Genomic DNA, 24,707 nt, shown 5'->3' with positions numbered 1-24,707 from the left:
CGTTCCTCTATGCACTTTTACGAGCAGACCAGGCCCGGGTGAGATAAGTCACATCTACTGTCGAATGCTCAGCGAGAGATTGCTGCAAATATTCGATAAATTTCGCAAATTTCTCCGCCCCCAGTTGAAATTGCACGTCATTAACCGAACGCCAGGCTCCTATGTATTGTTCGGGCGTGACGGAAACCGTATGTTTTCCCTCTATATAAATCACATCATCAAACATGCCCGTTTTATACAATTGATCTGTTAGCGTATCGACTAATCCCTGTCTTCCGGAAGACACTCTTTTTATATCAGGTTTTAGCACCAGAAGGTAATCTTCCAGCTCTTTCAGAAAAGGGTTGGCTTCCATATACCGAGGGTTCCAAAGTGCGACAAAGCGTCCGTTATTGCGCAGAACCCGATGAAATTCCTTACAACCTTTATCAAAATCGACCCAGTGAAAAGAGCTGGCCATTGAAATCATATCGGCAGAACCATCGGCAATACCAACGTTCTCTCCACTGCCTTCCTGCCATGTGATTTTTGTATGTCTGGAATCACGAACACCCATCTGCCGCATATCGTCATTGGGTTCAATCGCAATAATATCGTCAGGGTTCATACTCTCAAGCATACGAGTCCAAATACCTGTTCCTGCTCCAACGTCTACGAGTCTGCATTCTTCGATCGGTTTATTCAAAAGAGCTAAAAGTGCGTGTAAAACAGATTGAGAATAGCCCGGTCGAAAAGAAGAGTAATTTTGAGCCAGGCCTGTAAAATTTCCATGTTGCATAAGTAATTTTCCTCTAAAAATCCAAAACGGCTTGTTGAATCATTGCGGCCATATCTTCGGGTTGAAGTTTTTGCCCTGCTTCCAGAAGCATATCCGGATTTTGGGGCTCTTCGTACAAGACACCCTGTTCAACCAGTTCCTGACCAGTTTGATACAAGGATTTGGGGTCTCGTATACGTCGCTCTTCTTCAGATACCTTAAGATAGACTTCCAGGTAATGCGAATTATTGCGACGGTTCCATTGCCTGACATCCTCAAACATTGAAATGGTTGCAACAATAACATAAAACCCCTGGTCTGCCAGCAGTTTGCCTAATTTTGCATAGCTAAAAGCTATTTTTTTTCTTTCTTCCGGGGAATAATTATCCGTTAAACCAAGCGCACTTCTTACTTCATCACCATCGAGAAGTATGGCATTTTTATTTTTTGCCTGCAGTTGTTCCTGCACAATCTTGGCCACTGTCGTTTTACCCGCTCCCGAGAAGCCTGTTATCCAAATTAAAACCATGGCGTAAAATCCACCTTGTCATCAATTAAAGCAAACAATTTTTTTTGATCCTCAGCAAATAAATCATTTAATTGATGCCTTATTTTTTCATCCATTACCTGTTTATCGCCGGATAAATTTTGCTTCAGTTTAATAATCAATTCTATTTCTGATTCATTTTGCGCATAACGTTCAATATCAGATTCCTTGCGCCTGATTGACTCAATTATCCTGTTAAATTTTTCCGAACCCAAATCATTTCGGCAGGCAGCCTGAATTCCAGGATCAGTAACGCTCAGAGATGTAAATGACACAGGAATTTCAAAATCAGATAATCTTTCAACACATAAAAAGTCCGTGATTTTATTAACCTGATTTTGGGTGTCCTCGCTAAGCTTTTCGGATCCAATGAGCAAAATCTGATGCCAGGGAAATAACGTCAGATAATGCTCTATTTGCTTACCATAATAACTGCGGCCAGTATAATCATGAGGCTGCACCTCTTTCCAGATACCTGTTTCGTCTTTTATTCGTTGCGGTTCAATATTCAAGGCTTCTTCAAAATCGAGTTCTTCCAAACCGCTTAATACCGTATAGCGATAATTGGCCCATGCTCTTTCAGTCGGATTTCGGAGAATAAAAATCAGTTTTACATCAGGCAGGTGCTTACGTATACGAATGGCACTTTCTTCATGATAAAGATAAGAGGATGAGCGTTCACCCGCCGCTTTTTGGCCGGCATAATCGGAAAACCATTGCGATTGATACCATTCGATTCCCTTCGCATACTTATCCGTATAATAAAAAAAATGAGGTTCCGGTCTCATTTCCTTTGGTAAATAAACATCAGGATGCTGCAAAAGAATGGATGTTAAAAAGGATGTTCCTGCAGCAGATGTGCCGCCAATGATAAAGTTGGGCAACATGGTTTTTTCCTCTCATTAAAATCAGTGTGTCATGCCATTTCAAACACATTCAGATATTCATTAAAATTTAGTAATGACCATATCAAAAGCCGACGATTAACTTTCCCACTCATGTGTTGATTGATTAAATCGGCAACAATATCCTGATTGAAATACTTATATATTTTTGCATCATCGGTCATTAGTTTCGTCTCAATAAAATGAAAGCCCTCTTTTCTGAACCAGGCATTGTCGGGGGCGGAAAATCCCTGTTTGACCGCCTGGGTATATTCCTCAGGCATCAGTTTTTGCAGCGCCTTGCGTAAAACCAATTTTCCATCATTGGTTTTATGATAATAATTTTTAGCTTTATCACCTAACAAGTTTTCATCAAGACGCAACGTTTCCAACAAGTTGTTTATTTTAAATCTAACAGGGATTTTCTGTGCAAAATCGACCAGATCATTATCCAGAAAAGGTACTCTGGTTTCCAGCGAGTTAGCCATGGATAGCTTGTCTTCCACAACCAGCAATCCATGCAAAAATGTTTTAGCTTCGAAATACAGGGAATGATTAATATAATCTTCCGATTTATTCAAATGTTCATAATGATGTTGAAATACGGACTGGAATATATCCCGTGTCCAGACGTGGCTTACTTTATCCCAGATGGGAGAAAACAATTCTTTAAGCTGACTATTGGGGAGCAGGCGCTGCCAGAATTGGTAATATTTATCAATGTAATCCGTGAAATTGTCATTATTGATAGCGCGATAATAACGCCAGGGATATCCTCCGAATAACTCGTCACCACCTGCCCCGGACAACGCGACCTTAACAAATTTTCCGGCCAGTTTCGCGGCATAGAAATTAGGATAACTTTGTCCTACTCGAGGTTCTTCCAGATGCCAGGCAAAAGTCGGCAAACATCGTTCCATATCACCGGATTTCAAGACCATTTCATAATGTTCGGTACTATATAAATACGAGAGTAACTCCGATTTGGCCCGTTCATCAAAACCCAACTCGATACCTGAGGCATGAGTTAAATCAAACCCGATGGTAAATGTTTTCATATACGGCATTTTTTTAGACGCTATGGCTGTAATAGAACCACTATCCATGCCGCCGCTTAAAAAACTGCCTATCTCAACATCGCTGACCAGTTGTCGGTTTACCGCCTGCTCAAAGAGAAATAGCAACTCCTCTACGTACTCGTTTTCATTTTTGACCTCATCCGACTCATGGAAATTAAAATCCCAATATTCTTTTTGAATAACCTTATTGCTTGAGGCCAAATCAATTTCCAGATAATTACCGGCAGGTAATAGTCTGATATCGGTAAAAAGCGTCTTATCTGTAAAAAAATTCTGAAAGGTGAAGTATTCAAGCAAACCTTCATGATCCACTAGCGGCTTGTCATCAAGATAAGCCAGAATTGCTTTTACCTCGCTTGCGAACACCAGTTGATTTGAGCGGGTTCTGGTGTAATAAAGTGGTTTGATACCATATCGATCACGAACCAGAAAGAATTTATTCCTTCTGCGATCCCACAGGGCAAAGGCAAACATGCCGTTAAATTTGTAAACACACTCCATGCCCCACTCAAGATAGGCATTGACCAGAACTTCAGAATCCGTTTGAGAATAAAACTCATATCCTAATTGGATTAATTCATTTCTGATTTCTTTAAAATTATAAATCTCGCCGTTATAGGTAAGCCATACTTTTTTGGATAAATCACAGATAGGCTGGAACCCTGACGCCGATAAATCGAGTATAGCCAGACGACGATGACCGAAGAACACATCCCAATGATGTTGATGAAGGTAACGTTGTGACTGCGAATCATCAATGCAGGGAATCAATCCTAATTCATGAGCAAATTTTCTTTCCGTAAAAGCCTGATAATATTGTTGCGCACGACTATGATTGACACCCGTCTGGGCAACCAGATATCCCGCGCCATCAGGACCCCGATGCTGAATGGAGTCGCACATTGCCCTTAATTTGCCGACATCAACAGGCTCACCGGATAGAGAAATAACTCCTGTTATACCACACACTTAATTGCCTCATTAACGTTATCAACCACGTATTCGAATTCATCCTGTGTCATTTGCGCATATAGCGGCAAAGCAATGCTTAACCTGTCCGCGGCGTAGGATTTTAAATATTGCTCAGGCTGCAAATCATAACGTCTGGCATAATAATCCAGTGTATGTACAGCATGCGTTCCCTGACGGGTTGCAATACCCTTTTCCTCAAGAATTTTCATCATTTCGTTACGTTTGATATTCAAGGAGTCGATGCGTTGCACGGTCAGATTGTTATGTGCCATTTCCAGTGAAAAAAGGCAAACGTAAGACTGATAACCATGAGTAAACCCATCGGGAACAATCGGCAACTCAAGACCGGAATGTTGCAAAGCTTCCTGATATTGACTGGCTATGTTTCGACGGCCAGTCATAATTTTTTCAGCTTTTTGCATTTGACAGACACCTAACGCACCTTGCATATCTGTCATACGATAATTGTAACCACGCATGGTGAAATCGGGTAACAGGGAGCCGCCTTTCTCATGATGTCTTTGCAAGTCGGTTTTGGAAGCACCATGATCACACAACTGCGAAACTTTCCGGTAGATGGATTCATCGTCCGTAATGAACATACCGCCTTCACCGGTGGTGATGGATTTTCGCGGATGAAACGAAAAACAGCCTATGTCACCCAGTGTTCCGGAGTGTTTATCGCCAATCCAGGCATCAAACCCGCAAGCGGAATCCTCCACCACATAAACATTATACTCACGGGCAAGTCTATTAATATCATGCAATTCGGCACAAAGGCCGAAAAGATTGACCGGCATAATAGCTTTTACGGACTTGTCTCTCTCCAGAATTTCCGCAAGTTTTTCCGTATCAATATTGAAGGTTCTTAAATCGACATCACAGAATACAACTTCGGCACCTGTATACTCGACAGCATTGGCAGAAGCAACGTATGTAAATGAAGGGACGACTACTTTATCACCCGGCCCGATATCAAGGGCAACCAATGCCAGATGCAATGCCGTAGTACAGTTACTGACTGCTTTGGCGTATCGGCTATGGGTAAACTCCGCAAACAATTGTTCAAATTGCTTCACATAGGGACCCTGTACAACCCAACCTGATTCCAGTGGCTTGATAATTTCTGTTTTTTCAGATTCATCAAATACCGCCTTGGTTATTGGAATATATCTCATGATTATCCTTAGCTAATTCTGCCGTCTAATAAACTTCCACAATGCCCTGTTCAGTTGGAACCTCAAACTCACCCGTTGCTCGCCAATGAATCAATTTCCCAAGTCCTGATTGCAAATTATACCGGTATTGAAATCCCAGATCATTGTTCGCCTTCGCCACTGAACCTATCCTGTTTTTAACCAATTGCCTCGCATCGTCCGGGGTATAAGGTTTATAATTAACATTCAGGTCGGATTTTTTAAGTGTCAGAATCAAATCACATAATTGCTTGATGGTTGTCTGGACTTCCGTACCTACATTGTAAAAACCAAAAGGCGTTTCAGAGAGTAATGCGCAAAGATTCGCGCGAGCCACGTCCTCGACATAGATGAAATCATACGCCTGACTGCCATCACCATTGATGGTAGGCGCTTCAAAAGCGTCAATTTTGTTCAGCATAACGGGGATCACTCCGGAATAAACCGCATGCTGATCCTGTCCGGGGCCATAGACGTTCATATACCGTAATCCGATAACTTCCAATCCGTAGCGATCGTAAAACGCGGTGCACATGGCTTCTCCTGAAATTTTGGTGGAGCCATAAAAATTTTTATTATTAAACGGATGGGACTCCGTCATGGGCACTTCCACCGCGTCCCCATAAACGGAAGCACTGGAGGAATAAATCAATTTTTTTACTTTATGTTTCACGCAGGCTTCAAGAACATTGAAAGTGCCGGCAACATTCACCTCAAACGCCGTGCGGGGAAAGTCCTTACAATGCAATAACCACATGGCAGCCAGATGAAAAACATAGTCCACCCCTTCCATGGCTTTGTCCAGCACGTCGAGTTCCCGGATATCACCGCCGTATGGAAAAACATAACAACGGGGATCCTTAAGGCAATCCTCAAGATTGGCACGTTTACCGCGCGAAAAATTGTCATACACGATCACTTCGGCCACATCGGTCTTTAATAGTTCTCTCACTACGAAACCGCCTATAAAGCCTGCCCCGCCAATGACAAGAACTTTTGCATTACTAATATCCACCTATACTCCTTAACTCAATCTCGTTTCATCGTCAATTAACTCGGATAGTTCAACAATTACCGATAGACGGGTTCTTTACAAACTGTTTTTTGTTCATTTACAATCCATTTCGCAAAACTAAACGCGCTGGTAAACGCCGGTGAAACAGCATTGAGAACATGCGTCACATGATCAGTTCTGGAAATCAGGAAATCGGTTATTAATTCATTGTGCTTGTAATCATACAATTGGGCTCTAATGCCAATTTTGTTACTCACCCTTAAATCCGACTTGCTTACACCAGGTACCAAAGCACGAGCCGATTTAATAAACCGTGATTTGAAAATACGTGGTATTTCCTGATGGGTATAAGAACGAAATCCTTGTCTGTTCACATAGTACTGCCGCCCCAGAGACGTTACAATATTTATAAAATCACACAATTTTATTCCTGCCACACCGCGGTAATGTTCTCTACCCAGCGCGGGAATAGCCGTTGGCCCGATGTATACGGTTCCCGAGACACTTTTGGTGAAGTGAATCCCAAGGAATGGAACATTCATATCAGGCACCGGATAGATTAAATGATTAATCTGTAATTTTGAATCCGGTGACAATTCATAATAATACCCCTTAAAAGGTAATATCCTGTAACTCGATTTTAACCCGCAGGCATGCGCTATTTTATCAGCAAACAGTCCGGCCGTGTTAAACAAATGGCCGTAGGAAATATTTCCTTCCGAAGTCGTTATTTTTTTACCTTGTGTATCAATTGCATCGATGAAACTGTTAAAAAAGAAATGAACACCTCGCTTCGTTAAAGAAGAATGCAGATGTTTCATGATGAGCATGGGATCAACTACCGCTGTTTCAGGCGCATGCAGCGCCATGCCCGTCGCAGTGGTTGCGTGCGGTTCAATTTCCTTTAATTCCTGGTCATTAATCAACCGAATCGACGCGCCATTGCTGAGGGCTCGCTGGTGCAATACATTCAGGTTTTCACCATCCGAGCATCGCACCGGAACGATAACCTTTCCGATACGGTTTAATGGTAAGCCATGTTCTTCGCAGTAACTGCTCATTAAACGGGCGCCTTCAAGACAGACTTTGGCTTTTAAGCTGTCCGGTTGATAGTAGATGCCCGAATGAAGCACGCCGCTGTTGCGGCCACTGGCATGCAAACCAATGGTGTTTTCTTTTTCCACAACTGCGATTTTAGCATTTGGTTCACGTGCCAGTAATTCTCTGGCAACACTGAGTCCGACTATGCCGGCACCAATGATAACGTAATCGTACAGTGAACTATTCCTGCGATTCAACATAATACCTCAAGTCCAAACGCAGGATCACATTCATTTGATCCGACACAACACATCAACAATTTTCCGTGCCGCCTGACCATCGCCGTACAACATGCCATGCTGTTTCCTGAACCCATCTTTCTCATCAATAATGCTTTTTAGTGAAAACGGTTGCTCGGGAGAACATAACCGGTTCCATCCCGCTTCCACCAGTTCCACCCATTCGGTTTCATCACGCAGGGTAATGCAGGGTACCTGGTTAAAATACGCTTCTTTCTGCACCCCGCCGGAATCGGTCACGATACATGACGCTTCCTTTTCAAGTGCCAGCATATCCAGATAACCGACCGGATCAATGAGATGAACCTGTTTGGCGAACGTAGCCAGATAGCCAGACTTGCTCAATACGGTTCGTGTTCGCGGATGAAGCGGTAAAATCACCGGGCAGGCCTGGCTTAATTCATACAAGGCATCGCAAATATGTTTTAAACGCGTTTCACTGTCGGTGTTTTCGGCACGATGGATGGTGGCCAGCACATAAGGTTTGCCGCGCAATTGCAATTTATCCACCATGGTTTCCCGATTGGCGTTGTACTCGTTATAAAATAACGTCGCATCGTACATCACGTCACCGACATTATGTGTTTTCTCAGCCGCTATGCCTTCCTTTAAAAGTTGCTGATAACCATTGTCGGTAGGGGCAAACAATACATCACTTAAATGATCCGCGGTAATGCGGTTGATTTCTTCCGGCATCCTGCGATTAAAGGAACGCAAACCAGCCTCGACGTGCGCGACGGGTATATGCAGTTTAACCGCCGCCAGAGCGCCTGCCAACGTGGAGTTGGTATCTCCATAGACCAGCACCACATCCGGTTTTTCCTGCAACAAGACCTCTTCTATGGCAGAAAGCATTTGTCCGGTTTGCTTGCCGTGCGATCCGGAACCGATGCTCAGATGGTGTGTCGGCTCGGGAATGGATAACTCGTCAAAAAACTGGGAGGACATATTGGCATCGTAATGCTGGCCGGTATGAACAATCATTTCCTGCAAACCGGGCGTTTCGGCAATAATCCGTGATACCGTTGCCGCTTTTATAAATTGTGGTCGAGCACCGACAATTGTACATAATTTCATTGTTTATCCTTTCTGAATACCCAATTAATCATTGATTAATTAATGACACACCCTTTTTTGAATCAAGCACGTAGATTTCACCGGTATGAACGCATTTGGCATAGGACAATCCGTCTTGTTCCGGTTTGAAATCAAGGCGCTCGCCATAACGGCTCATCCAGCCGATCTGCCGGGCAGGCACACCCACCATCAACGCATGGGCCAATACATCCTGATTAACCACCGCACCCGCGCCTATAAACGCGTATTCTCCGATAGTGACGCCACAAACGATCGTGCAATTAGCGCCCAGCGTCGCACCTTGTCTGACATAAGTGTTGCGATATTCCTCTTTACGGGAAACGGCTGAGCGCGGATTGTAGACGTTGGTAAAAACCATGCTGGGGCCGCAAAACACGTCATCCTCAAGGATCACATTATCGTAAACGGATACGTTATTCTGAATCTTGACGTTATTACCGATGGTGACTTTATTACCAACAAACACGTTTTGGCCAAGGCTGCAACGCGCACCGATTCTGGCTCCGGAACAAACATGAACCCAGTGCCACACTCTGGTGTCGTCACCTATTTGGGCACCCTCATCAATGATAGCCGACTCATGAGCCTGATACGTCATATTTATAATTCCAGGGGTAAATGAACGATGCTGCCGTCACGAGCGGATCGATATCCGGCGATCAGCAATTCCAGGGAAGTCAGTCCTTCCCGTCCGTCCGTTTCGGGTTCTTCCTTGCCTTGTAATGTATTAATCACATTATCGTAATAAAGGGGATGACCGAATCCATACACGGAGGTCGTCTGGTAACTCGCCTTTTTGATCTCGTCATCTTCCGGTTTGCTGTCGGCAAATTCCCAATGTTGAATTTCATTAACGGCAACGCCGCCAATACGCACAGTACCCTTTTCACCAAGAATGGTAATGGATCCCTCGAGATTTTTAGGATACGTCAACATCGTGACGCTGACTGATCCCATTGCACCACTGCGCCAGCGGATATTCATAACCCCGGTATCCTCGGTTTCAATATCCCGTTCCAGGGTTCCCATCATGGCTTGTACGGATGCCACCGGACCCAGCATCCAGTGGATCAAATCAATGTAATGGCTGGCCTGATTCATGAACGCACCGCCGTCGAACTCCCAGGTGCCGCGCCAGTCGGCCTGATCATAATAATCCTGGGGACGAGTCCAGAAGACATTGATATTCGCCAGATAAATTTTACCAAAACGTCCCTGATCAATTGCTTTTTTCAACAATTGCAGGGTGGCGTTACGGCGATTTTGCTTGACCACAAACAAACGCACTCCGGCTTCATCACACGCCTTCACCATGCGTAACCCGTCCTGCCAGCGAGTGGCCATGGGTTTTTCGGTCAGTACATGACGTCCGGATTGGGCAACCTGTATGGCCTGTTCAGGATGCAGGCCGCTGGGCGTACATAATGAAACCACATCGGCGTTCGCGTGTTTTAACAGATCGGTGAGGTTTTGATAACCATCCACACCATATTCTTTCGACACCTGTTGCAAGGCGTCTTGATCAATATCACAAACTGCCGTCAGATTCAGTCTGTCCTGATGCTGGGCAATGGCCTGCAAATGGTTTTTTGAAATCCGGCCGCATCCGACAACGGCGATATTAATTTTACGATCGTTAATGATCCAGGGGGTTTTATCCATATCAGGCACTCACAATGTTATCGCTTTTAAATGACTTGAACGCGGCGCGTGTATCCACAATCAACCGGGCATGTTCGGCAATCAACGTATAATCAAACGCTTTGTGGGCGGTCGCCAGAATCACACAGTCAAACTGTTGGAGCGACTCCTCGCTGATATCGACGCTCTTGAGTTCCAGATGATGGTGCCGCATGGGAGGCAACGCCGGAACATGCGGATCGGAATAACTGACCACAGCGCCTTTTTCCTGCAACAATTCAATAATTTCCAGTGAGGGCGATTCCCGCATGTCATCGACATTGCATTTGTAAGCCGCACCCAGCACCAGGATTTTGCTGTTTTTAATTGCCTTGGCTTGATCGTTTAAGGCATCGGCAACCTTATTGACAACCCACAGGGGCATACCGCTGTTAATTTCTCCCGCCAACTCGATAAACCGTGTGTGCAAACCGTATTCCCTGGCTTTCCAGGTCAAGTAAAAAGGATCGATGGGAATACAGTGCCCGCCAATACCGGGGCCAGGATGGTAGGGTACGAATCCGAACGGTTTTGTGGCCGCCGCGTCGATAACTTCATGAATATCAATACCCATTTTATCGGCAAGGATTTTCATTTCATTGACCAGACCGATGTTGACCGAACGATGGATATTTTCCAGAAGTTTGGTCATTTCAGCCACTTTGGTCGAACTGACCGGCACCACTTTGTCAATCACCCCTGAATACAAGGCCACGCCGGCTTGCTGACAGGACTCCGTATCACCGCCGCAGACTTTGGGAATGGTAGCCGTGGTAAAATGTTGATTGCCCGGATCTTCACGCTCGGGAGAATAAACCAGAAAAATATCACGACCAACTACAAAACCCCTGCTTTCAATGCGGGTTTTCAGTTCTTCTTCCGTGGTTCCCGGATACGTCGTGCTTTCCAGTGAAATAACCTGTCCTTCCCTTAAATGAGGGAGCAAGGCGTCCATCGTCTGTAACACGTAACTCAAATCCGGCTCACGGTATTTATCAAGAGGCGTTGGAACGCAAAGAATAATGGCCTCCGCTTCCGAAGCCTTGGAAAAATCAGACGTGGCATTGATATGCGATTGTACTTTTACGAGTTGCTCGGAGGATATGTGCTGGATATAAGAGCGTCCCTGATTGATTGCCTGATTTTTACTTTCATCGACATCGATTCCGATAACCCGGTAGCCGACCTCAGCGAACCTCAACATCAGGGGCAAGCCAACATAACCAAGTCCTACGATACTAATCATTGCTTCTTTGTTTCTTATTTTTTGCAATAACGTTGGTAACATCTTTCTCATCCCATCTAAATTTATTTTTGTCTAGACTAAATACACTCTTCCGGAGTCTTGCCTCTTTGCTCGTGGTTTGCACAATCAGAAGCCTGGCTCAGAATCATACCATTCAAATAATAAAAAATCTCTCAAATCGATAAAAAACAATTAGAGTGAGTCCGCATTTTATTTATTGAAACGAAAATGCGCTTAACCAGGTACCATGGGATGTAAGGGGGACAAAATGCCTCGGGGAAAATAGATTCCCGCCTTCGAGGTAAATGACGGAATCGGGCTAAACGCCTGAAAATCCGGAAGGTTTTTCCAATACGCGTGTTTTTCTATACGACTCCAGCTTTCCCGTCAAGGCGATGAACATGCCCGCCAGAATGATACTTCCCCCGATAATTTGAGCCTTACCTGGCACCTCACCCAGGATAAGGTAGGCAAAAAAGACCGACACTACAGGTATTAGCGAGGAACTGATAGCTACCTCCGCCACCGTTGCGTATTTCATGCCTATTGACGTCAGATAAATACGAAACGCTACTATGACGCTGCCATAAAACAACATCCATTTCCATAAAAAGCCGGAAAACAAATCGGCAAAATGCGACCATCCGAACAGGATGGATGCGATAAAAAAGAAAAAAACAACCCCCAGCATCATCCGGAAAACACTAAACATACCGTGAGGAAGTCTTTCTACGGCATGAAACCCTATAATGGTGGAAGCGGTGCTGGAGAGAACGGCAAAAAACACGCATAGTTCACCGGCATGAGGAATCGAGGCAAGAAAGGCGTAGAGGGGCCCGGTATTTGCCGAGGACAGTCGCACATGCGTGACCGGTGAAGCAAGCCAGTTCTGAAAAACAACAATTGCAACGACACCGGCCATGGTTAATATCGCCCCGATGATGACACGGAAATCAGGCGTTTCCCTGAAAAACACCCATCCTGATACTAACGTCATGGGGATTTGCATGGTTGAAATGAGTACGACATTAATCACATTGGTATACATCAAACCAAAAAAATACAACGTTGGTGTCAGAAACCCCGCAAAAAGCGAGGACAGCAGGATTAATACCCAGTTTTTTCTTTTTAAATGGACCGCCTTAAACTGTTTCCTGTCTTTAATATGGATGAGCGCGAGTGTAATTAGAGCGATCAGATTACCCGCGAAAAGCACATTGCAAAAGGAGATGGGGTTGTGGCCATTTTCCAGGTTATCCTTACCAAGGATAATGAGTTTGGCTGTGACAGGGCTTGCCGCACTTAATATGATGGTACTTAAAAATAAAAAAAATACGCCTTTATATCTGTCCGGGATATTCATCCTGCCCCCTCAACCATACTCTCTCTCCCTGAGTATACCTTAAGTTTTGCATACTTATCCCATCTCAAAATTCACGGAATATCAGAGCTGGTTCCTGTTGCAATATTGTACTGGAGCGTAGCCCGTAAGGAGGCCTGCGGCCATATTGCGGGTTTCATGTTTCGATACCATACTCACAAAATCGGTGCGTACCCATTTGTACGTTATCCCGCATTTCGGCTTCGCCTTCATGACGGGCTACAGGATACACCACAAAAAAAGATAAATCACACCTCTTTTGCAGCCTCGGAACGACAGGTCGACAAGCCCTAATCTATCGATTCTGCCAAAGTCATAGGAAAGAAAATTCGCCAATGACCGGTAATTGGCGATATACTGGCTTCATGTTAATTAATTGGGTGACTGCATGTCCTTAAAGGCCATGTATAATGAACAGTCCGGTCATTACAAAACGGCTGACCGTTTTGGATCAATAACGGAAAGCCATCGTACCGCAATAAAACAAATCAGAGAGGCGCATTTAGGCCTTAAACCAGACTACAAAGTCCTGGATCTAGGCGTCGGAAACGGCTTTTTTTTAGAAAAGCTGAAAAAATATCTCCCGCAGGCGACCTACACCGGAATCGATATTTCCAATGAAATGCTGGAGCGCGCCTGTAAAGTATTACCGCTCACCGTTATTGAAGCCAGCGCAACCGAAGCCAGTCATTACCTGCCCCACCACAGCCAGGATCTCGTGCTCGCTCATTTTATCAATGCCTATATTCCGATTCAGACCCTGTTTGAAGAGGCGGATACCCTGACCAGGGCCAGTGGCCATTTTTCCCTGATTACCACCACCTACGAATCGTTTCCCGTGGCACAGCAGCAATTAGCCGGTTTTATAAGCCAGGATACCCTTTTAAGCAGCGTAGTCGGACATTATTACAAAACCATGGTAAAAAATACGACTGTCGCCAGCGGCCTTGATGAGTTATTGCAGGTATTTGCCCAGCACCGGTTTGAAATTATTGAAAGCAAACGTCTTTACATTCCGGTCACTTTGAATAATATTGATGAGTTGGCGCTGTTCGGGCTGGAAGGAACCTGGTTTCTCAACAGCCTGTCACTGAGAATGTTGCCGAAAAATTTTTTGCTGGCGCGCCTGAAGCGGCTATTCAGCAAGATATTTACGTTTCCCTATCATGATACTCATATTATTGACGTGATTTTAGCGAAAAAATAAGATATGTTTTCCAACCCGTTTTAAACCCGATTGGCGACAAAACTAAAGACCAGCCGGCCAGGATATGATTTACACAAGGAGATAATGTGTTCTATGAAGCGGTGAAGAAACAACTACCCGTTTGGGATATCCGCCAGCATCAAACCCATAATATTGTTCTCATCACCTTTTGGAGCCAGTTTTCCGTCTATGCGTTAAATACGGTTCTGATTTTGTTTTTAACCCGTCCCCTTCTTGTCCATGGCCTGGGATACAGTCAGGCGAAAGCTTACGCCTTTATCGGTGTCGCGCAGGCTACCGGATATTTAATGCCTGTTGTCGGCGGATTTATGGCGGATCAGGTTTTAGGGGTACGGCGCGCTATCCTGCTGGGTAGTTTCATGCTGGCGTTCGCCTATCTTTTAATCATGCTCAGCGGTTATACCTTGTCTTATTTCGGCGATTTTTTATTTGTAGCCGCCTACGCCCTTATTCCGGCAACCAACTCCCTCCTGATGGGAACCTCATCCAGTATGGTTTCATCCATTTACAGCGACGACGCCATCAAAGCCAAATCCGCCATGACGTTTTACTATATGGCTATTAACGTGGGCGCCTTGCTCGCCACACTGCTGGCCCCTTCCCTACTAGACAGCCCATATGGCCCCTTATCCGTTTTAACCGTTGCGTTTATTGGAAAATCCCTGGCGGCATTGAATTTCGCCAGACGATACGCCATCTACGACAATGTCGTCTGGGGAAAGGATTGCCAACCGATGTCACTCCAGGCGAAATACCGGCTTTTCGCTTATATTGCCGCTATTTATACCTTTACCCTGTTTGCCTACTCCCATATACAAATTGCGACACTCATTATCAGCACCGGATGCGGAATGGGGATAGTGTGGTTTTTTATCAAAACCCTGACATTATCCGGAGAAACACGTTACAGACAATTGATAGCGTTGCTTTTAATTGTGGAAGCCGTGATATTTTTTGTAATTTACAACCAAATGAACAGCACCCTGGTCTTGTTTGCCGAAAAAAACTCCAATCTGCATTTGCTTGGTATCCGTATCTCACCGGCGCATTACCAGATATTAAATCCATTGTTAATTATCCTGTTAGGAACCCAGATTCCCCGTTTTTATCGTCTGTTCCCTCGTTTCACTATCCCCTATCAGTTTGCCGCAGGAACCATGTTGGCCGGCGTCAGCCTGTTACTTATGGCTCTGGCTGCATCAAAAGCCGATCACGGTCTGGTCAACGGGAATTACATCGGCCTGACTTATGTACTCATCACACTGGCGGAATTATGGGTGAGCGCCGTGGGATTAAGTATGATTGGCCTTTATTGCGATGGCCGAACCATCGCGTTCGCTATGGGGGTCTGGTATCTGGCGAGTTCCCTGTCCAACGCTATTTCAGGCCAGTTGGCTGGCCTGGTGGCCATTCCCGACACGATAACGTCGCCGGCACAAAGCCTTCCCATCTATCAGAACTATTATTGGCTGCTCGGTCTGGCGGCAGTGACACTCGGGGTTTTGATGTGGTTAACCGCCGTCATTATTAAAAAACGAGCGAAACAACGAGGCATTATTCTGGTGTAATCATTGGACGCATTACAGGTTAGATAAGTTATAGCACGTTCGGTACGCCAGATTCTGTTGACCAATCACCCCACCACCGAATTTTATACACTATTTTTAATATCAACCAATTCCAGCCGTTGCAACTGCGGGGTCAATTCAACAATACCTTCATGCTCATTACTATTGCCATGAACCAAAATAATGCCGCCAGGCGTAATTTCCTGGTGCTTGGCCAGCCATGCGTCAGCACCTAAAGGGATAAGCCCATATTGCTTAATTTTCTTTATCAAAGAATTATCAGAAACAAGCCCGGGGAACCGAAAGAATACCGAAGGAAATTCGCCTTCTTCTAAAAGATATTTTTCAGTCAAGAGCACTTCCATATCCAAGTTTGTTCCTTCAGAGAGTAAAAAATTCTGAGAATAAGGAAGATCAGAATAATAAGCATGGCTAAAAGAATGATTAGCCCAGGTAATAAGTAATTTTCCATTTTTTTCTTGCGTTAACAACCACTGAAATTCATTTGGATGCTCAATTAACCACATGCCAGAAATGGCAATGGTGATTGGAATGGGTTCCTTAGCTTTATCAGATAATTTAATCAGACCATTAAAAAATTCAGTTTCAAAAGGCTTGCTAGATGGACATAGGTCTATAGTTAAGACGTTACCTTTTTCTGCATGTTCAGCATGAGTAACTCCCTGATTTTTTAAAGGATAAGGTGACGCAGTATTTTTATTTAATAATTGATAATAACGAGTGCTGGCAATGTTCCAATGCGTAAAGTAACCAGGCTTTTTTTGTTGTTTTGCCTGGCGGGGATATAATTTCTGGATAGGTATCACCTTGGTTTCTAAATTATCGGGATTAACCACTAAAAATGACGGAACGTCATTCATTTTAAATACACGTAGTGCCATAAGTAATTGACCATCTGCCGTGTACACTGGAAGAAAAATTCTCTGATAATCAACAATGATATTTTTTGCTTGTGTGATGGAGGATATAAGAAGCAATAATATAAAGGTAATATTTCTCATAAAATACATGTTATGCTATAAATATTGCGCACACTGTATCACAATAAATCAAATTATCATAGATAATGGGATTACTCATCATCAATTTGAATAATACAGTAACTCCGCTATTAATATGTTCCGTGAAACACCGATTGGGACAATAGCAACACAAACAAGCCTTCCATTACACATCATGCGCTTCTTTTAAATTTTTGATACAATCACGTGGCAAAATATCGACATTAAGGAAACAGTGATGAAATTTTTCAAACACACTCGCGAATTTATCAAAGACTATATAAAAGACGATAGTGCAAACCGTGAAGTCACAAGAATATTTTATACACAGGAAATCAAAAACGCCCTGAGTGATGTTAAGGCTGGACAATTCTGGAGACTAAAAGACATCACCCCTGGAAATTTCCACAAAAATACCACAGTGGATTCTTATTTTAGACGTCCATAAGCAGACATTACGGCCTGCGGCCTTCTTACGGGCTACCGTTTTTTATAAACATGTGTAGCCCGTCATGAAGGCTTCGCTGTAATGCGGGTTCCATCTTCCCGAATCAAATATTATAAAATCGGCCTCTTGTTCAACCACTTTTCCCTGCCCCAATAAGAAGCAAATGAAAGGAACAACAAACACAATCCCATGAGCAAGCCATAATGGAGCCGCGAACCGCTATCAATTAATGAAGGCGGTTCAAAACTTACCAGCATAAGGACGATAACGGTCAATAGACCAAGGGCGGAAAAAAACAAAATCATCGGCTGTACCGGCTGCTTGCCGGATAACTGCAGGCGGATAGCGCTGATAAACATCAGGCTATACATTAATAAATACATTTGGGTAGCCAGTACCAGCATCAACCAGTAAGAGGCATTGATAGCCGGCAGCAGCAAAAATAATGTGCTGAGTAATGAGACGCACCCGGCTTGTATTAACAAGAGCTTCTCAGGGGATCGCGTCAATAGGCGTTCGCCCTTATCGGCATGGCTCATTGAAAATAAAAGACCTTTCACCGGTGCGATTAACCAATTGTTCGCACAACCAATACAACCGATAACGATCAGCAGGTTAAAGAGCCCGGCAAATTGCCGGCCATGTATTTTACTAAAAAAAATCGCGACGACTTGCGCGATACCATTCACCAGACTCAACTGCGCGGAAGCTATCAGACGATAGATAGTTAACGTGCCAAACAACATGGTTAAGAAAATAACGGGAACAGCCAGGATAATGGCTTTCGTGAAGGCTCCGGCTGTACTTTCCCGACTATGTACCCCGGCAATTTCAACACCGCATAACGATAGTATGATAGCGGTCAAAGAGGACCATCCGCCATGTCCTCCCCCGCTGGCTTGCCAACCTTCGGGATGATAACCCGACAGAACACTGTAAATTCCCATGGCAAGAATCATCAGAAAAGGAATAATTAAACCGATGATCGTACAAAAAGTATTCAGACGGACCGACAAATAAATGCCCTTGATATTCACCCAGGTCAGAAACCAGATCAAGGCGTTGATAATAAGAAACAAGGCGTATTTATTCTCCGCCAGTTGCGGCGCCAGGGTAAACAACGACACGCCTGCGATAAAGCTGAACAACGTCGGGTAGATCAGAATATTTTGCATCCATTGAAACCAGACGGCGAGAAATCCCTTGCGCGCCCCGAGACCGACCGTGACCCACTCGTAAATGCCGTCCTGATGGCGATTTGCAAACCAGATAGAAATCACGGCTGTCGGCAGTAAAAAACAGGTTAACGCTACAAAAAAGTACAAGAGAATTGAATCGCCGGATAACGCCGCAGCCGGAAGGTTACGGATGCTATCCACCGAGCCCACGGTAATCAACATTAAACTGAGCGTGCCCAGGCTCTGTTGGGTTTTCATTCGTGAAGCGAAAAGTGGCGGTTGATTGGCGTCATTTTAAAATCTCAGAGACAGGCAGCTCAATCCGCCGTCTACCTTGCGAAATTCGCCGGTATCCACTTCCAGAACCGGATAACCGAGATGTTGTTCAATCAGACGACGGGTTTTCGGAAATCCCTGCGGTAACAGCACCGTGCCGTTCACAAAAATACAATTTGCGGCATAATTTTCCTGTTCATCAATCACATGCCGCTTCAAATGCTGAAACGCAGGATGATGGAGGAACTCGCCACTCACCAGCAAATCACCATTGTCCAGATAACTGACACCCGTTTTTAAATGAAGCACATGCTTGAGAGTGACAACCGATGCGCTGTAGCCGGCCTGATCCAGAATTTTTATAAGTTGTTTCGCGCCCTCATGATTGGTACGGGCAGATAAACCAATGTAAAAATGATTGTCGACACGCAACACATCGCCGCCCTCCACCGTTCCCGGCGCGTGAATTTCCTTTATTTTGTCCCCATAAAAAGACTGCACGGCCGCTTTGTTCAACGCGACTTCCCCCAGTCTGGATGACACACCCGGGCGCGTCAAAATGGCCAGGCTTTCCGTCAACAGGGTCGGATCTTCAATAAAACAGGAGTCCGGGAAAGAGTCATCAGGCGGCAACACCGTCACTTCCACGCCACATGACCGCAAGGCTTCAATATATTGCCGGTGCTGCAACAAAGCCTTGTTGTAATCCGGTTTGCCGAAATTAACCGAGGTAATACCATCTATCAAAGATGGAGAAGGCTGTCGAACAATGGCTTGCTGATACATAATAATCCCTTTATTACTAATGCCAGGTTAGGTTCCGTGAACAAAATTAATTACAGCTGAAAAAAGCGTATGATTTGTCCCTTATTTGTAGCCCGTCATGAAGGTGAAGCCGAAATGCGGGAAAGCAACGTCCACTTAGGCGCCCACCTGTTCTCATGATGCAATATTGAACCATGAAATCCGCAATACGGCCACAGGCCTCCTTATGGGCTACCGTTCTTTTGTAAAAAAATGGTTCATAGAGCCTGGCCGGCTTCATTTAAACCAAGGTTGTCACGCTTGAACACTCGATCAGCGCGATAGCTGGAACGCACTAGCGGGCCGGAAGCCACTTCAAAAAAACCCTTGGACAAACCGATGTCCCGAAACTCGAGAAATTTCTCAGGTGTCACATAACGCGCCACCGGTAAATGATTTTTTGTCGGCTGCAGGTATTGCCCCAAAGTGAGAATATCAATGTTTTGTTTACGCAAATCATCCATGGTAGCGATGATTTCCTCATCGGTTTCACCAAGTCCGAGCATCAGGCTGGTTTTGGTCAGAACATCGGGACGATATTTCTTGGCAAATGCCAGAACATTCAATGTTTGCCAATAGCCGGCCCGGTTATCTCGCACCGGATGAGTCAGTCTTTGCACGGTTTCGACATTTTGCGCAAACACATCCACGCCGCTATCCAGCAGAACGGCAACATCCGCTTCAACACCTTGAAAATCCGGCGTCAACGCCTCGATTTTCGTTCGCGGGCATCTTGCCTTAATCGCTCGTATGGTATCGGCATAATGCCGTGCGCCGCCGTCCGGTAAATCATCGCGATTAACCGAGGTTAAAACGACGTAATCCAGATTCATCAGTTCAACGGTACGGGCGGTATTTTCCGGTTCATCCTTATCGAGCCAGCCATGAGGATTACCGGTATCCACAGAGCAGAATCGGCAAGCCCGGGTACAAACAGCTCCCATCAGCATAATGGTCGCCGTGCCATGCGACCAGCATTCCGCCATATTGGGGCATTTGGCTTCCTCGCAAACGGTAGCCAGTTTGTGTTTGGCAACCTGTTCCTTAACCTGTTGGAACGCCGGACTGGTGTGATTGGTGATACGCAGCCATTTAGGCTTGGGCAAACGTTCGCTCAAAGCGCCTGCGGATTTGACACCATCCTTGATGGCCACTACCCCATGGGCAGTCTTGTATTTCCGGCCACTCTCCACAACAATAGGTATATCAATTAATTTTGCCATACTGGTACTGTAAAATCTCAATAACCGGATGATCCCAAATCAATCCGCATAGATCAAGTGCCTTTCGCCGACAGCCTTTGAAAAAGGCTGTCGTGTCTGTTCCCAATCGGTCATAACGTTTCTACACGGTTACGCCCTGCCCGCTTGGCCTTATACATGGCGGTATCGGCTCTTATGAACAACGTTTCCAGGTCTTCACCCGGCCTTAAGACTGTCATGCCAAAGGACACGGTGACATCAACTTTTTCATTGCTATAACAGAATTGACATTTTTCCACTTTACGACGCAACGTCTCGATCAGGGATTTGGCGTTGTCCTGTGAGGTTCGTTCAAAAATGAAAATAAATTCCTCACCACCGTAACGAGCAATAAAATCCGTTTCCCGGACAGAATTTTTAAAAATAGACGCCACTTTTTGCAACACCTTGTCGCCGGCCAGATGACCATAATTATCATTGATGGCCTTGAAGTGATCAATATCGGCAATAGCGAGAGACAGCTCTCCAAAACCTCGCTGCCAACGCTGATACGCGTTGAATATACTTTCATCATAGGCAGCCCTGTTCGGTAGTCCGGTTAAACTGTCCTGATGCAATTTGACCTGCTGAAAGGACAGTGCGTTCTGGATCTCCCGGGCGTGCCGCTCGGCTTCCATTAACTGTTCCTTTAGTGCTTTTACTTCATTCTCATGATCTTGAAACCGTTTCTCTTCCTCTTTGGTATATTCCTGAATACGCTGCCCCATGGTAAGCAAATTTTGATGTATTTTTCCGGATAATTCCTTGATACCGGTTGAGTTGTCGACATGCTTTTTGATTTCCTTGATATTGGATTGAATACCGCTTTCCAGCAGCGTTACATTTTGCCTCGCTTCCTTGTTCCTGATATTCGTCGAGAGCAGATAATTATCAAAATCATGCAGTTGCGTTGTTAAATCGCATAAAAAAATCTTGAACTGATTCTGTTCCAGACTAAACGCGTCAATCACCAGTTCTGTAAGCCCGTCTATGACACGCGGTAATAATTCTCCGGTTATTTTTCCTTGCAGAAAGGCTTTGAGTTCATCCAGCTTTTTACCAAGTTCGTCCGGAATTGCAAGATGGGCCAGTAATTTTTCCAGACTCTGATTCACATCCCGGCTGATGACCACGTCCTGCGGCCCGATCTCCTTACCATCGTGCCGGGGGTTATCCTCATTATTCTGTTGTCGGTAACCGGTTGTTTTTTCCGCCAGAACATTGTTGCATTGTCCAAGCAAGGCGACCAGCCTGTTCATCAGTTGCTCATCGTCAGGGTTGTCCTGAAACATCTGCTCCATGTTCGCCAGGAGTTGACTGTCTTTCAACTGCACCACCATATCCTGTAACAAATCCGTACTTTGCCTGATAAACCGCCGGATATTTATCGGCTGGCTGTCCGGCTTCCGTTTTAATCCCTTCACCATTTCAACCAGCGCTATGATCCGTTGTTGAATATTATCCGGATCCTTTCCGGTCGTAATATCTTCCTGAAGATTGAGTAATTGCCTGTCTACCTCATCGTCAACGCCGGTCGGCAAAGTCAATAATTCACTCAAGGCCGATTTAAGCGTGTTAATTTCAATTCGCAAATGGTCGCATTTTTCTTCATAACTACTGATTGTATTAACAATTTTTCTCTTTATTTGCTGATCAATCATGAAAATTCCCTTTCAATGAACTCCGCAATACTCAGTTTTTCCGGTTCTTCATGAACGCCATTAATAACCTGGCATGAGAGCCATCACACAACGGCGGATCCTTCGTGTGCCTGCACCCGCAAAAATACACCGTTTCAGTAAGTATAGCCTTATATGGAACAGATTTTTCGCCACAATTGTCCCTGTCGCAAAAAGGTTGATTAGTACTTAATCCGCACCCGCACCAGCGATATTCCTTTCCGGCTTCCACATCAAATGCGATTGGGAAAAACGGCGGATCTTCCGGTTCGTGAGACATCCTTTTTCTCCCTTATAACAAAATGGCCATGGCCATGAAATTCCAGAAAAGACGCTTCATTGCGTTTGTTTCCTGCTCATGAGCCAACCTGTCAACACCACCATAAAAAACAGAATAAAAGACGCCAGCAGACTGGCCAGGGCGGCTGGATACGCAACAAGAACCACTCCTGTTAGCAGAAGTGCCACCCATGCCATATTGTCGAAATAACGCCAGAATTTGACAAATCTGCTCAATTTCACAATGCTGATAACCAGCAACGCCTGTAATGCCAGTGTAAGAAAATAAATAACCTGATAGAACATCCCTACAAATAAAATCTGCCGGGATGAAAGTTGTTGTGCAGCCAGCCATTGTTCAAAAATCAAGGGGAAATTAGCGACACAATCGCTTTGCTGATAGCTCTGGGTAACCAAAGCCGTAAACACACCCGCTATCAGGCTCCAGGCATAAAAACGCCCGTTTTTTTCCTGTTTGCGGAAAAGCAGCACGAAGGTGATCAGAAAAACTCCCGCAAACACACTGGGAATGCGCAACCAGGACACGAATTGATAATAAACCGGTGAATGCGCCTGAGCCGTGTAATGCACACCGGTGACCACCAGCAAAAACAAAGCCCCCAGAACAATCCGTCTTATCCCGTTGTTTTGCAGAATCAACAAGGCAAAAAGAGCCATTGCACAGAAAAATGCGCAGGGATTTAGCGCATCCAGAACGCCCATCATGGGAACAAACAAATAGGGTGAAAATTGCCCGGTCAAATTGCTTTCATACCAGTTTGCAAAAGCCCATTGTTGCAGAACCTGCACGGCCGTATCGGATAACCCGCCTGTTTGTTCAATCTGCTGGTGGCAATAACGCAGGCTCTTCAATAATTCCTTCCCTGTAGTATCAGGATTTTCAAAACCGGTCCAGTGTACCTTACAGAAAAATACGGCGGGTACCGCATAATCATCCTTTTGCCTTGGCTGATCTTGCAAATATTGACTAAATCTCTCCAACGCGTCCCTGTTTTCATTAATAAAATAACGATGTACTTGCAGCCAGGGTTCCTCGGCAGCTATCTTGCGGAAAAAACGATCCGCTTTCTGGCAATGCGGGCAGGTCGTTGATAAAAAAAGATCCACCCTCAACGTTACCTGATTATGGTTGTCTTTCTCATACCACTTGCCCGGCGTCTCGGCAGACCAGCCCGCTATTGTAAAAAACAACAAGACAAAATAACCCAGTAATCGCGCAACCAACATAGCCTGTTCCCTGTTTTTAGTCATGACTTACTATAGCACCACTATTCATTCCATTGTACATTGCCATGGTACTCCCGGGAAAATGCCCTCTATGCTAAAATCAATCTTGATGAGGTACTAGGCTCTGTGAACAAAAATTTTCTTCGCACCATTTTTTGCGAAAAAACAGTAGCCCGTAAGGAGGCCTATGGCCGTATTGCGGGTTTGATGTGCCACTTATGAACGTTTTCCCGCATTACGGCTTCGCCTTCATGACGGGCTACAAGACATTATTAGTTGTTGCGCAACAATAGTTGCCTTGTTTTCGATCGGAAAAAATTTGTTCACGGAACCTAGTACCATTTCCATTTAGTTTTGAGAGGTTTTGTCTTTTTGTCATCCCCGCGAAGGCGGGGATCCATACTGAATCAAGCACTGAGCCACATCAGGAATGGTTTCCCGCCTTCGCGGGAATGACAGTTAACCTGTCAAAACTAAATGGAAATGGTACTAGTACAGTGTTTCACTGAAGTTGTCTTGCTAGTTTGTTATTGCTGCGACA

22 protein-coding genes are annotated in these 24,707 nt (G+C 44.8%); 3 read left to right on the top strand and 19 right to left on the bottom strand.

Annotated features, from left to right (window positions below):
• Positions 1-7: 7 nt before the first annotated feature.
• The 12 genes from CKW05_RS05535 to CKW05_RS05480 form a co-directional block, all read right to left on the bottom strand.
• Positions 8-778 (bottom strand): class I SAM-dependent methyltransferase, encoded by a 771-nt coding sequence (locus tag CKW05_RS05535; protein WP_058483783.1) that lies wholly within the window; start codon positions 776-778, stop codon positions 8-10.
• 13 nt (positions 779-791) lie between these two features.
• Complete coding sequence (locus CKW05_RS05530) at positions 792-1,286, bottom strand: adenylyl-sulfate kinase (protein ID WP_058483784.1); 495 nt, start codon at positions 1,284-1,286, stop codon at positions 792-794.
• Entirely contained in the window at positions 1,277-2,191 is a 915-nt protein-coding gene (locus CKW05_RS05525) for a sulfotransferase domain-containing protein (protein ID WP_058483785.1), read from the bottom strand. The genes CKW05_RS05530 and CKW05_RS05525 overlap by 10 nt, the downstream gene beginning before the upstream one ends.
• Positions 2,192-2,220: 29 nt before the next feature.
• Positions 2,221-4,236: an asparagine synthase (glutamine-hydrolyzing) gene (asnB, locus tag CKW05_RS05520; RefSeq protein WP_058483786.1), complete on the bottom strand. Its 2,016-nt coding sequence runs from the start codon at positions 4,234-4,236 to the stop codon at positions 2,221-2,223.
• Positions 4,224-5,417 carry a DegT/DnrJ/EryC1/StrS family aminotransferase gene (locus CKW05_RS05515; RefSeq protein ID WP_058483787.1) on the bottom strand — a complete coding sequence of 398 codons (1,194 nt, stop codon included), beginning with the start codon at positions 5,415-5,417 and terminating at the stop codon, positions 4,224-4,226. The genes asnB and CKW05_RS05515 overlap by 13 nt, the downstream gene beginning before the upstream one ends.
• A 25-nt stretch (positions 5,418-5,442) precedes the next feature.
• On the bottom strand, positions 5,443-6,450 hold the full coding sequence (locus CKW05_RS05510) for an NAD-dependent epimerase/dehydratase family protein (RefSeq protein ID WP_058483788.1): 1,008 nt from the start codon (positions 6,448-6,450) through the stop codon (positions 5,443-5,445).
• A 56-nt stretch (positions 6,451-6,506) separates the two neighbouring features.
• Positions 6,507-7,751, bottom strand: a complete 1,245-nt coding sequence (gene lhgO / locus CKW05_RS05505) for an L-2-hydroxyglutarate oxidase (RefSeq protein ID WP_058483789.1) — start codon at positions 7,749-7,751, stop codon at positions 6,507-6,509.
• Positions 7,752-7,781: 30 nt separating this feature from the next.
• Entirely contained in the window at positions 7,782-8,867 is a 1,086-nt protein-coding gene (gene wecB / locus CKW05_RS05500; RefSeq protein WP_058483790.1) for a non-hydrolyzing UDP-N-acetylglucosamine 2-epimerase, read from the bottom strand.
• A gap of 28 nt (positions 8,868-8,895) precedes the next feature.
• Positions 8,896-9,486 (bottom strand): acyltransferase, encoded by a 591-nt coding sequence (locus CKW05_RS05495; RefSeq protein WP_058483791.1) that lies wholly within the window; start codon positions 9,484-9,486, stop codon positions 8,896-8,898.
• Between the two features lie 2 nt (positions 9,487-9,488).
• Positions 9,489-10,550, bottom strand: a complete 1,062-nt coding sequence (locus CKW05_RS05490) for a Gfo/Idh/MocA family protein (protein ID WP_058483792.1) — start codon at positions 10,548-10,550, stop codon at positions 9,489-9,491.
• Position 10,551: 1 nt separating this feature from the next.
• On the bottom strand, positions 10,552-11,856 hold the full coding sequence (locus CKW05_RS05485) for a nucleotide sugar dehydrogenase (RefSeq protein ID WP_058483793.1): 1,305 nt from the start codon (positions 11,854-11,856) through the stop codon (positions 10,552-10,554).
• A gap of 277 nt (positions 11,857-12,133) precedes the next feature.
• A complete protein-coding gene (locus tag CKW05_RS05480) occupies positions 12,134-13,177 on the bottom strand; it encodes a DMT family transporter (protein ID WP_058483794.1) in 1,044 nt (347 codons plus the stop codon).
• 406 nt (positions 13,178-13,583) lie between these two features.
• Between CKW05_RS05480 and CKW05_RS05475 the strand changes: the two genes are divergently transcribed.
• Together CKW05_RS05475 and CKW05_RS05470 are read left to right on the top strand one after the other, a co-directional pair.
• Positions 13,584-14,402 carry a class I SAM-dependent methyltransferase gene (locus CKW05_RS05475; protein WP_058483795.1) on the top strand — a complete coding sequence of 273 codons (819 nt, stop codon included), beginning with the start codon at positions 13,584-13,586 and terminating at the stop codon, positions 14,400-14,402.
• An 86-nt stretch (positions 14,403-14,488) separates the two neighbouring features.
• Positions 14,489-15,991, top strand: coding sequence for a peptide MFS transporter (locus tag CKW05_RS05470; protein WP_058483796.1), 1,503 nt, complete (start codon positions 14,489-14,491; stop codon positions 15,989-15,991).
• A gap of 83 nt (positions 15,992-16,074) precedes the next feature.
• Here the strand turns inward: CKW05_RS05470 and CKW05_RS05465 are convergent, their stop codons facing one another.
• On the bottom strand, positions 16,075-17,013 hold the full coding sequence (locus CKW05_RS05465; RefSeq protein ID WP_058483797.1) for a polysaccharide deacetylase family protein: 939 nt from the start codon (positions 17,011-17,013) through the stop codon (positions 16,075-16,077).
• Positions 17,014-17,251: 238 nt separating this feature from the next.
• Here CKW05_RS05465 and CKW05_RS05460 point away from each other — a divergent pair, with 238 nt between their 5' ends.
• The gene (locus CKW05_RS05460) at positions 17,252-17,461 is read left to right on the top strand and encodes a hypothetical protein (RefSeq protein ID WP_058483798.1); all 210 of its coding nucleotides are present in this window, start codon (positions 17,252-17,254) and stop codon (positions 17,459-17,461) included.
• Between the two features lie 110 nt (positions 17,462-17,571).
• On the opposite strand, the gene CKW05_RS05455 is transcribed toward CKW05_RS05460, so the two are convergent.
• The 6 genes from CKW05_RS05455 to CKW05_RS05430 all read right to left on the bottom strand — a co-directional run bounded on the left by CKW05_RS05455 (position 17,572) and on the right by CKW05_RS05430 (position 24,190).
• Positions 17,572-18,897: an APC family permease gene (locus CKW05_RS05455; protein ID WP_058483799.1), complete on the bottom strand. Its 1,326-nt coding sequence runs from the start codon at positions 18,895-18,897 to the stop codon at positions 17,572-17,574.
• Between the two features lie 36 nt (positions 18,898-18,933).
• A complete protein-coding gene (locus tag CKW05_RS05450; RefSeq protein WP_058483800.1) occupies positions 18,934-19,701 on the bottom strand; it encodes a dimethylarginine dimethylaminohydrolase family protein in 768 nt (255 codons plus the stop codon).
• 236 nt (positions 19,702-19,937) lie between these two features.
• Entirely contained in the window at positions 19,938-20,942 is a 1,005-nt protein-coding gene (gene lipA, locus CKW05_RS05445; RefSeq protein WP_058483801.1) for a lipoyl synthase, read from the bottom strand.
• Between the two features lie 110 nt (positions 20,943-21,052).
• On the bottom strand, positions 21,053-22,621 hold the full coding sequence (locus CKW05_RS05440) for a GGDEF domain-containing protein (RefSeq protein WP_058483802.1): 1,569 nt from the start codon (positions 22,619-22,621) through the stop codon (positions 21,053-21,055).
• A 31-nt stretch (positions 22,622-22,652) separates the two neighbouring features.
• Positions 22,653-22,919 carry a CDGSH iron-sulfur domain-containing protein gene (locus tag CKW05_RS05435; RefSeq protein ID WP_082642795.1) on the bottom strand — a complete coding sequence of 89 codons (267 nt, stop codon included), beginning with the start codon at positions 22,917-22,919 and terminating at the stop codon, positions 22,653-22,655.
• Between the two features lie 56 nt (positions 22,920-22,975).
• Positions 22,976-24,190 (bottom strand): hypothetical protein, encoded by a 1,215-nt coding sequence (locus CKW05_RS05430; RefSeq protein ID WP_133141184.1) that lies wholly within the window; start codon positions 24,188-24,190, stop codon positions 22,976-22,978.
• Between the last annotated feature and the right edge of the window lie 517 nt (positions 24,191-24,707).

This window comes from Legionella spiritensis, assembly GCF_900186965.1.
In the GTDB taxonomy this organism is placed as follows: domain Bacteria; phylum Pseudomonadota; class Gammaproteobacteria; order Legionellales; family Legionellaceae; genus Legionella_C; species Legionella_C spiritensis.
This window is presented reverse-complemented; position numbering and strand designations above follow the sequence as displayed.

What these genes read in the sequence shown, in the direction of transcription:
- CKW05_RS05535 (WP_058483783.1), bottom strand. Translation starts at nt 778, where the DNA reads ATGCAACATGGAAATTTTACAGGCCTGGCTCAAAATTACTCTTCTTTT.
- CKW05_RS05530 (WP_058483784.1), bottom strand. Translation starts at nt 1,286, where the DNA reads ATGGTTTTAATTTGGATAACAGGCTTCTCGGGAGCGGGTAAAACGACA.
- CKW05_RS05525 (WP_058483785.1), bottom strand. Translation starts at nt 2,191, where the DNA reads ATGTTGCCCAACTTTATCATTGGCGGCACATCTGCTGCAGGAACATCC.
- CKW05_RS05515 (WP_058483787.1), bottom strand. Translation starts at nt 5,417, where the DNA reads ATGAGATATATTCCAATAACCAAGGCGGTATTTGATGAATCTGAAAAA.
- lhgO (WP_058483789.1), bottom strand. Translation starts at nt 7,751, where the DNA reads ATGTTGAATCGCAGGAATAGTTCACTGTACGATTACGTTATCATTGGT.
- wecB (WP_058483790.1), bottom strand. Translation starts at nt 8,867, where the DNA reads ATGAAATTATGTACAATTGTCGGTGCTCGACCACAATTTATAAAAGCG.
- CKW05_RS05495 (WP_058483791.1), bottom strand. Translation starts at nt 9,486, where the DNA reads ATGACGTATCAGGCTCATGAGTCGGCTATCATTGATGAGGGTGCCCAA.
- CKW05_RS05490 (WP_058483792.1), bottom strand. Translation starts at nt 10,550, where the DNA reads ATGGATAAAACCCCCTGGATCATTAACGATCGTAAAATTAATATCGCC.
- CKW05_RS05485 (WP_058483793.1), bottom strand. Translation starts at nt 11,856, where the DNA reads ATGTTACCAACGTTATTGCAAAAAATAAGAAACAAAGAAGCAATGATT.
- CKW05_RS05480 (WP_058483794.1), bottom strand. Translation starts at nt 13,177, where the DNA reads ATGAATATCCCGGACAGATATAAAGGCGTATTTTTTTTATTTTTAAGT.
- CKW05_RS05475 (WP_058483795.1), top strand. Translation starts at nt 13,584, where the DNA reads ATGTCCTTAAAGGCCATGTATAATGAACAGTCCGGTCATTACAAAACG.
- CKW05_RS05465 (WP_058483797.1), bottom strand. Translation starts at nt 17,013, where the DNA reads ATGAGAAATATTACCTTTATATTATTGCTTCTTATATCCTCCATCACA.
- CKW05_RS05460 (WP_058483798.1), top strand. Translation starts at nt 17,252, where the DNA reads ATGAAATTTTTCAAACACACTCGCGAATTTATCAAAGACTATATAAAA.
- CKW05_RS05455 (WP_058483799.1), bottom strand. Translation starts at nt 18,897, where the DNA reads ATGAAAACCCAACAGAGCCTGGGCACGCTCAGTTTAATGTTGATTACC.
- CKW05_RS05450 (WP_058483800.1), bottom strand. Translation starts at nt 19,701, where the DNA reads ATGTATCAGCAAGCCATTGTTCGACAGCCTTCTCCATCTTTGATAGAT.
- lipA (WP_058483801.1), bottom strand. Translation starts at nt 20,942, where the DNA reads ATGGCAAAATTAATTGATATACCTATTGTTGTGGAGAGTGGCCGGAAA.
- CKW05_RS05440 (WP_058483802.1), bottom strand. Translation starts at nt 22,621, where the DNA reads ATGATTGATCAGCAAATAAAGAGAAAAATTGTTAATACAATCAGTAGT.
- CKW05_RS05435 (WP_082642795.1), bottom strand. Translation starts at nt 22,919, where the DNA reads ATGTCTCACGAACCGGAAGATCCGCCGTTTTTCCCAATCGCATTTGAT.
- CKW05_RS05430 (WP_133141184.1), bottom strand. Translation starts at nt 24,190, where the DNA reads ATGACTAAAAACAGGGAACAGGCTATGTTGGTTGCGCGATTACTGGGT.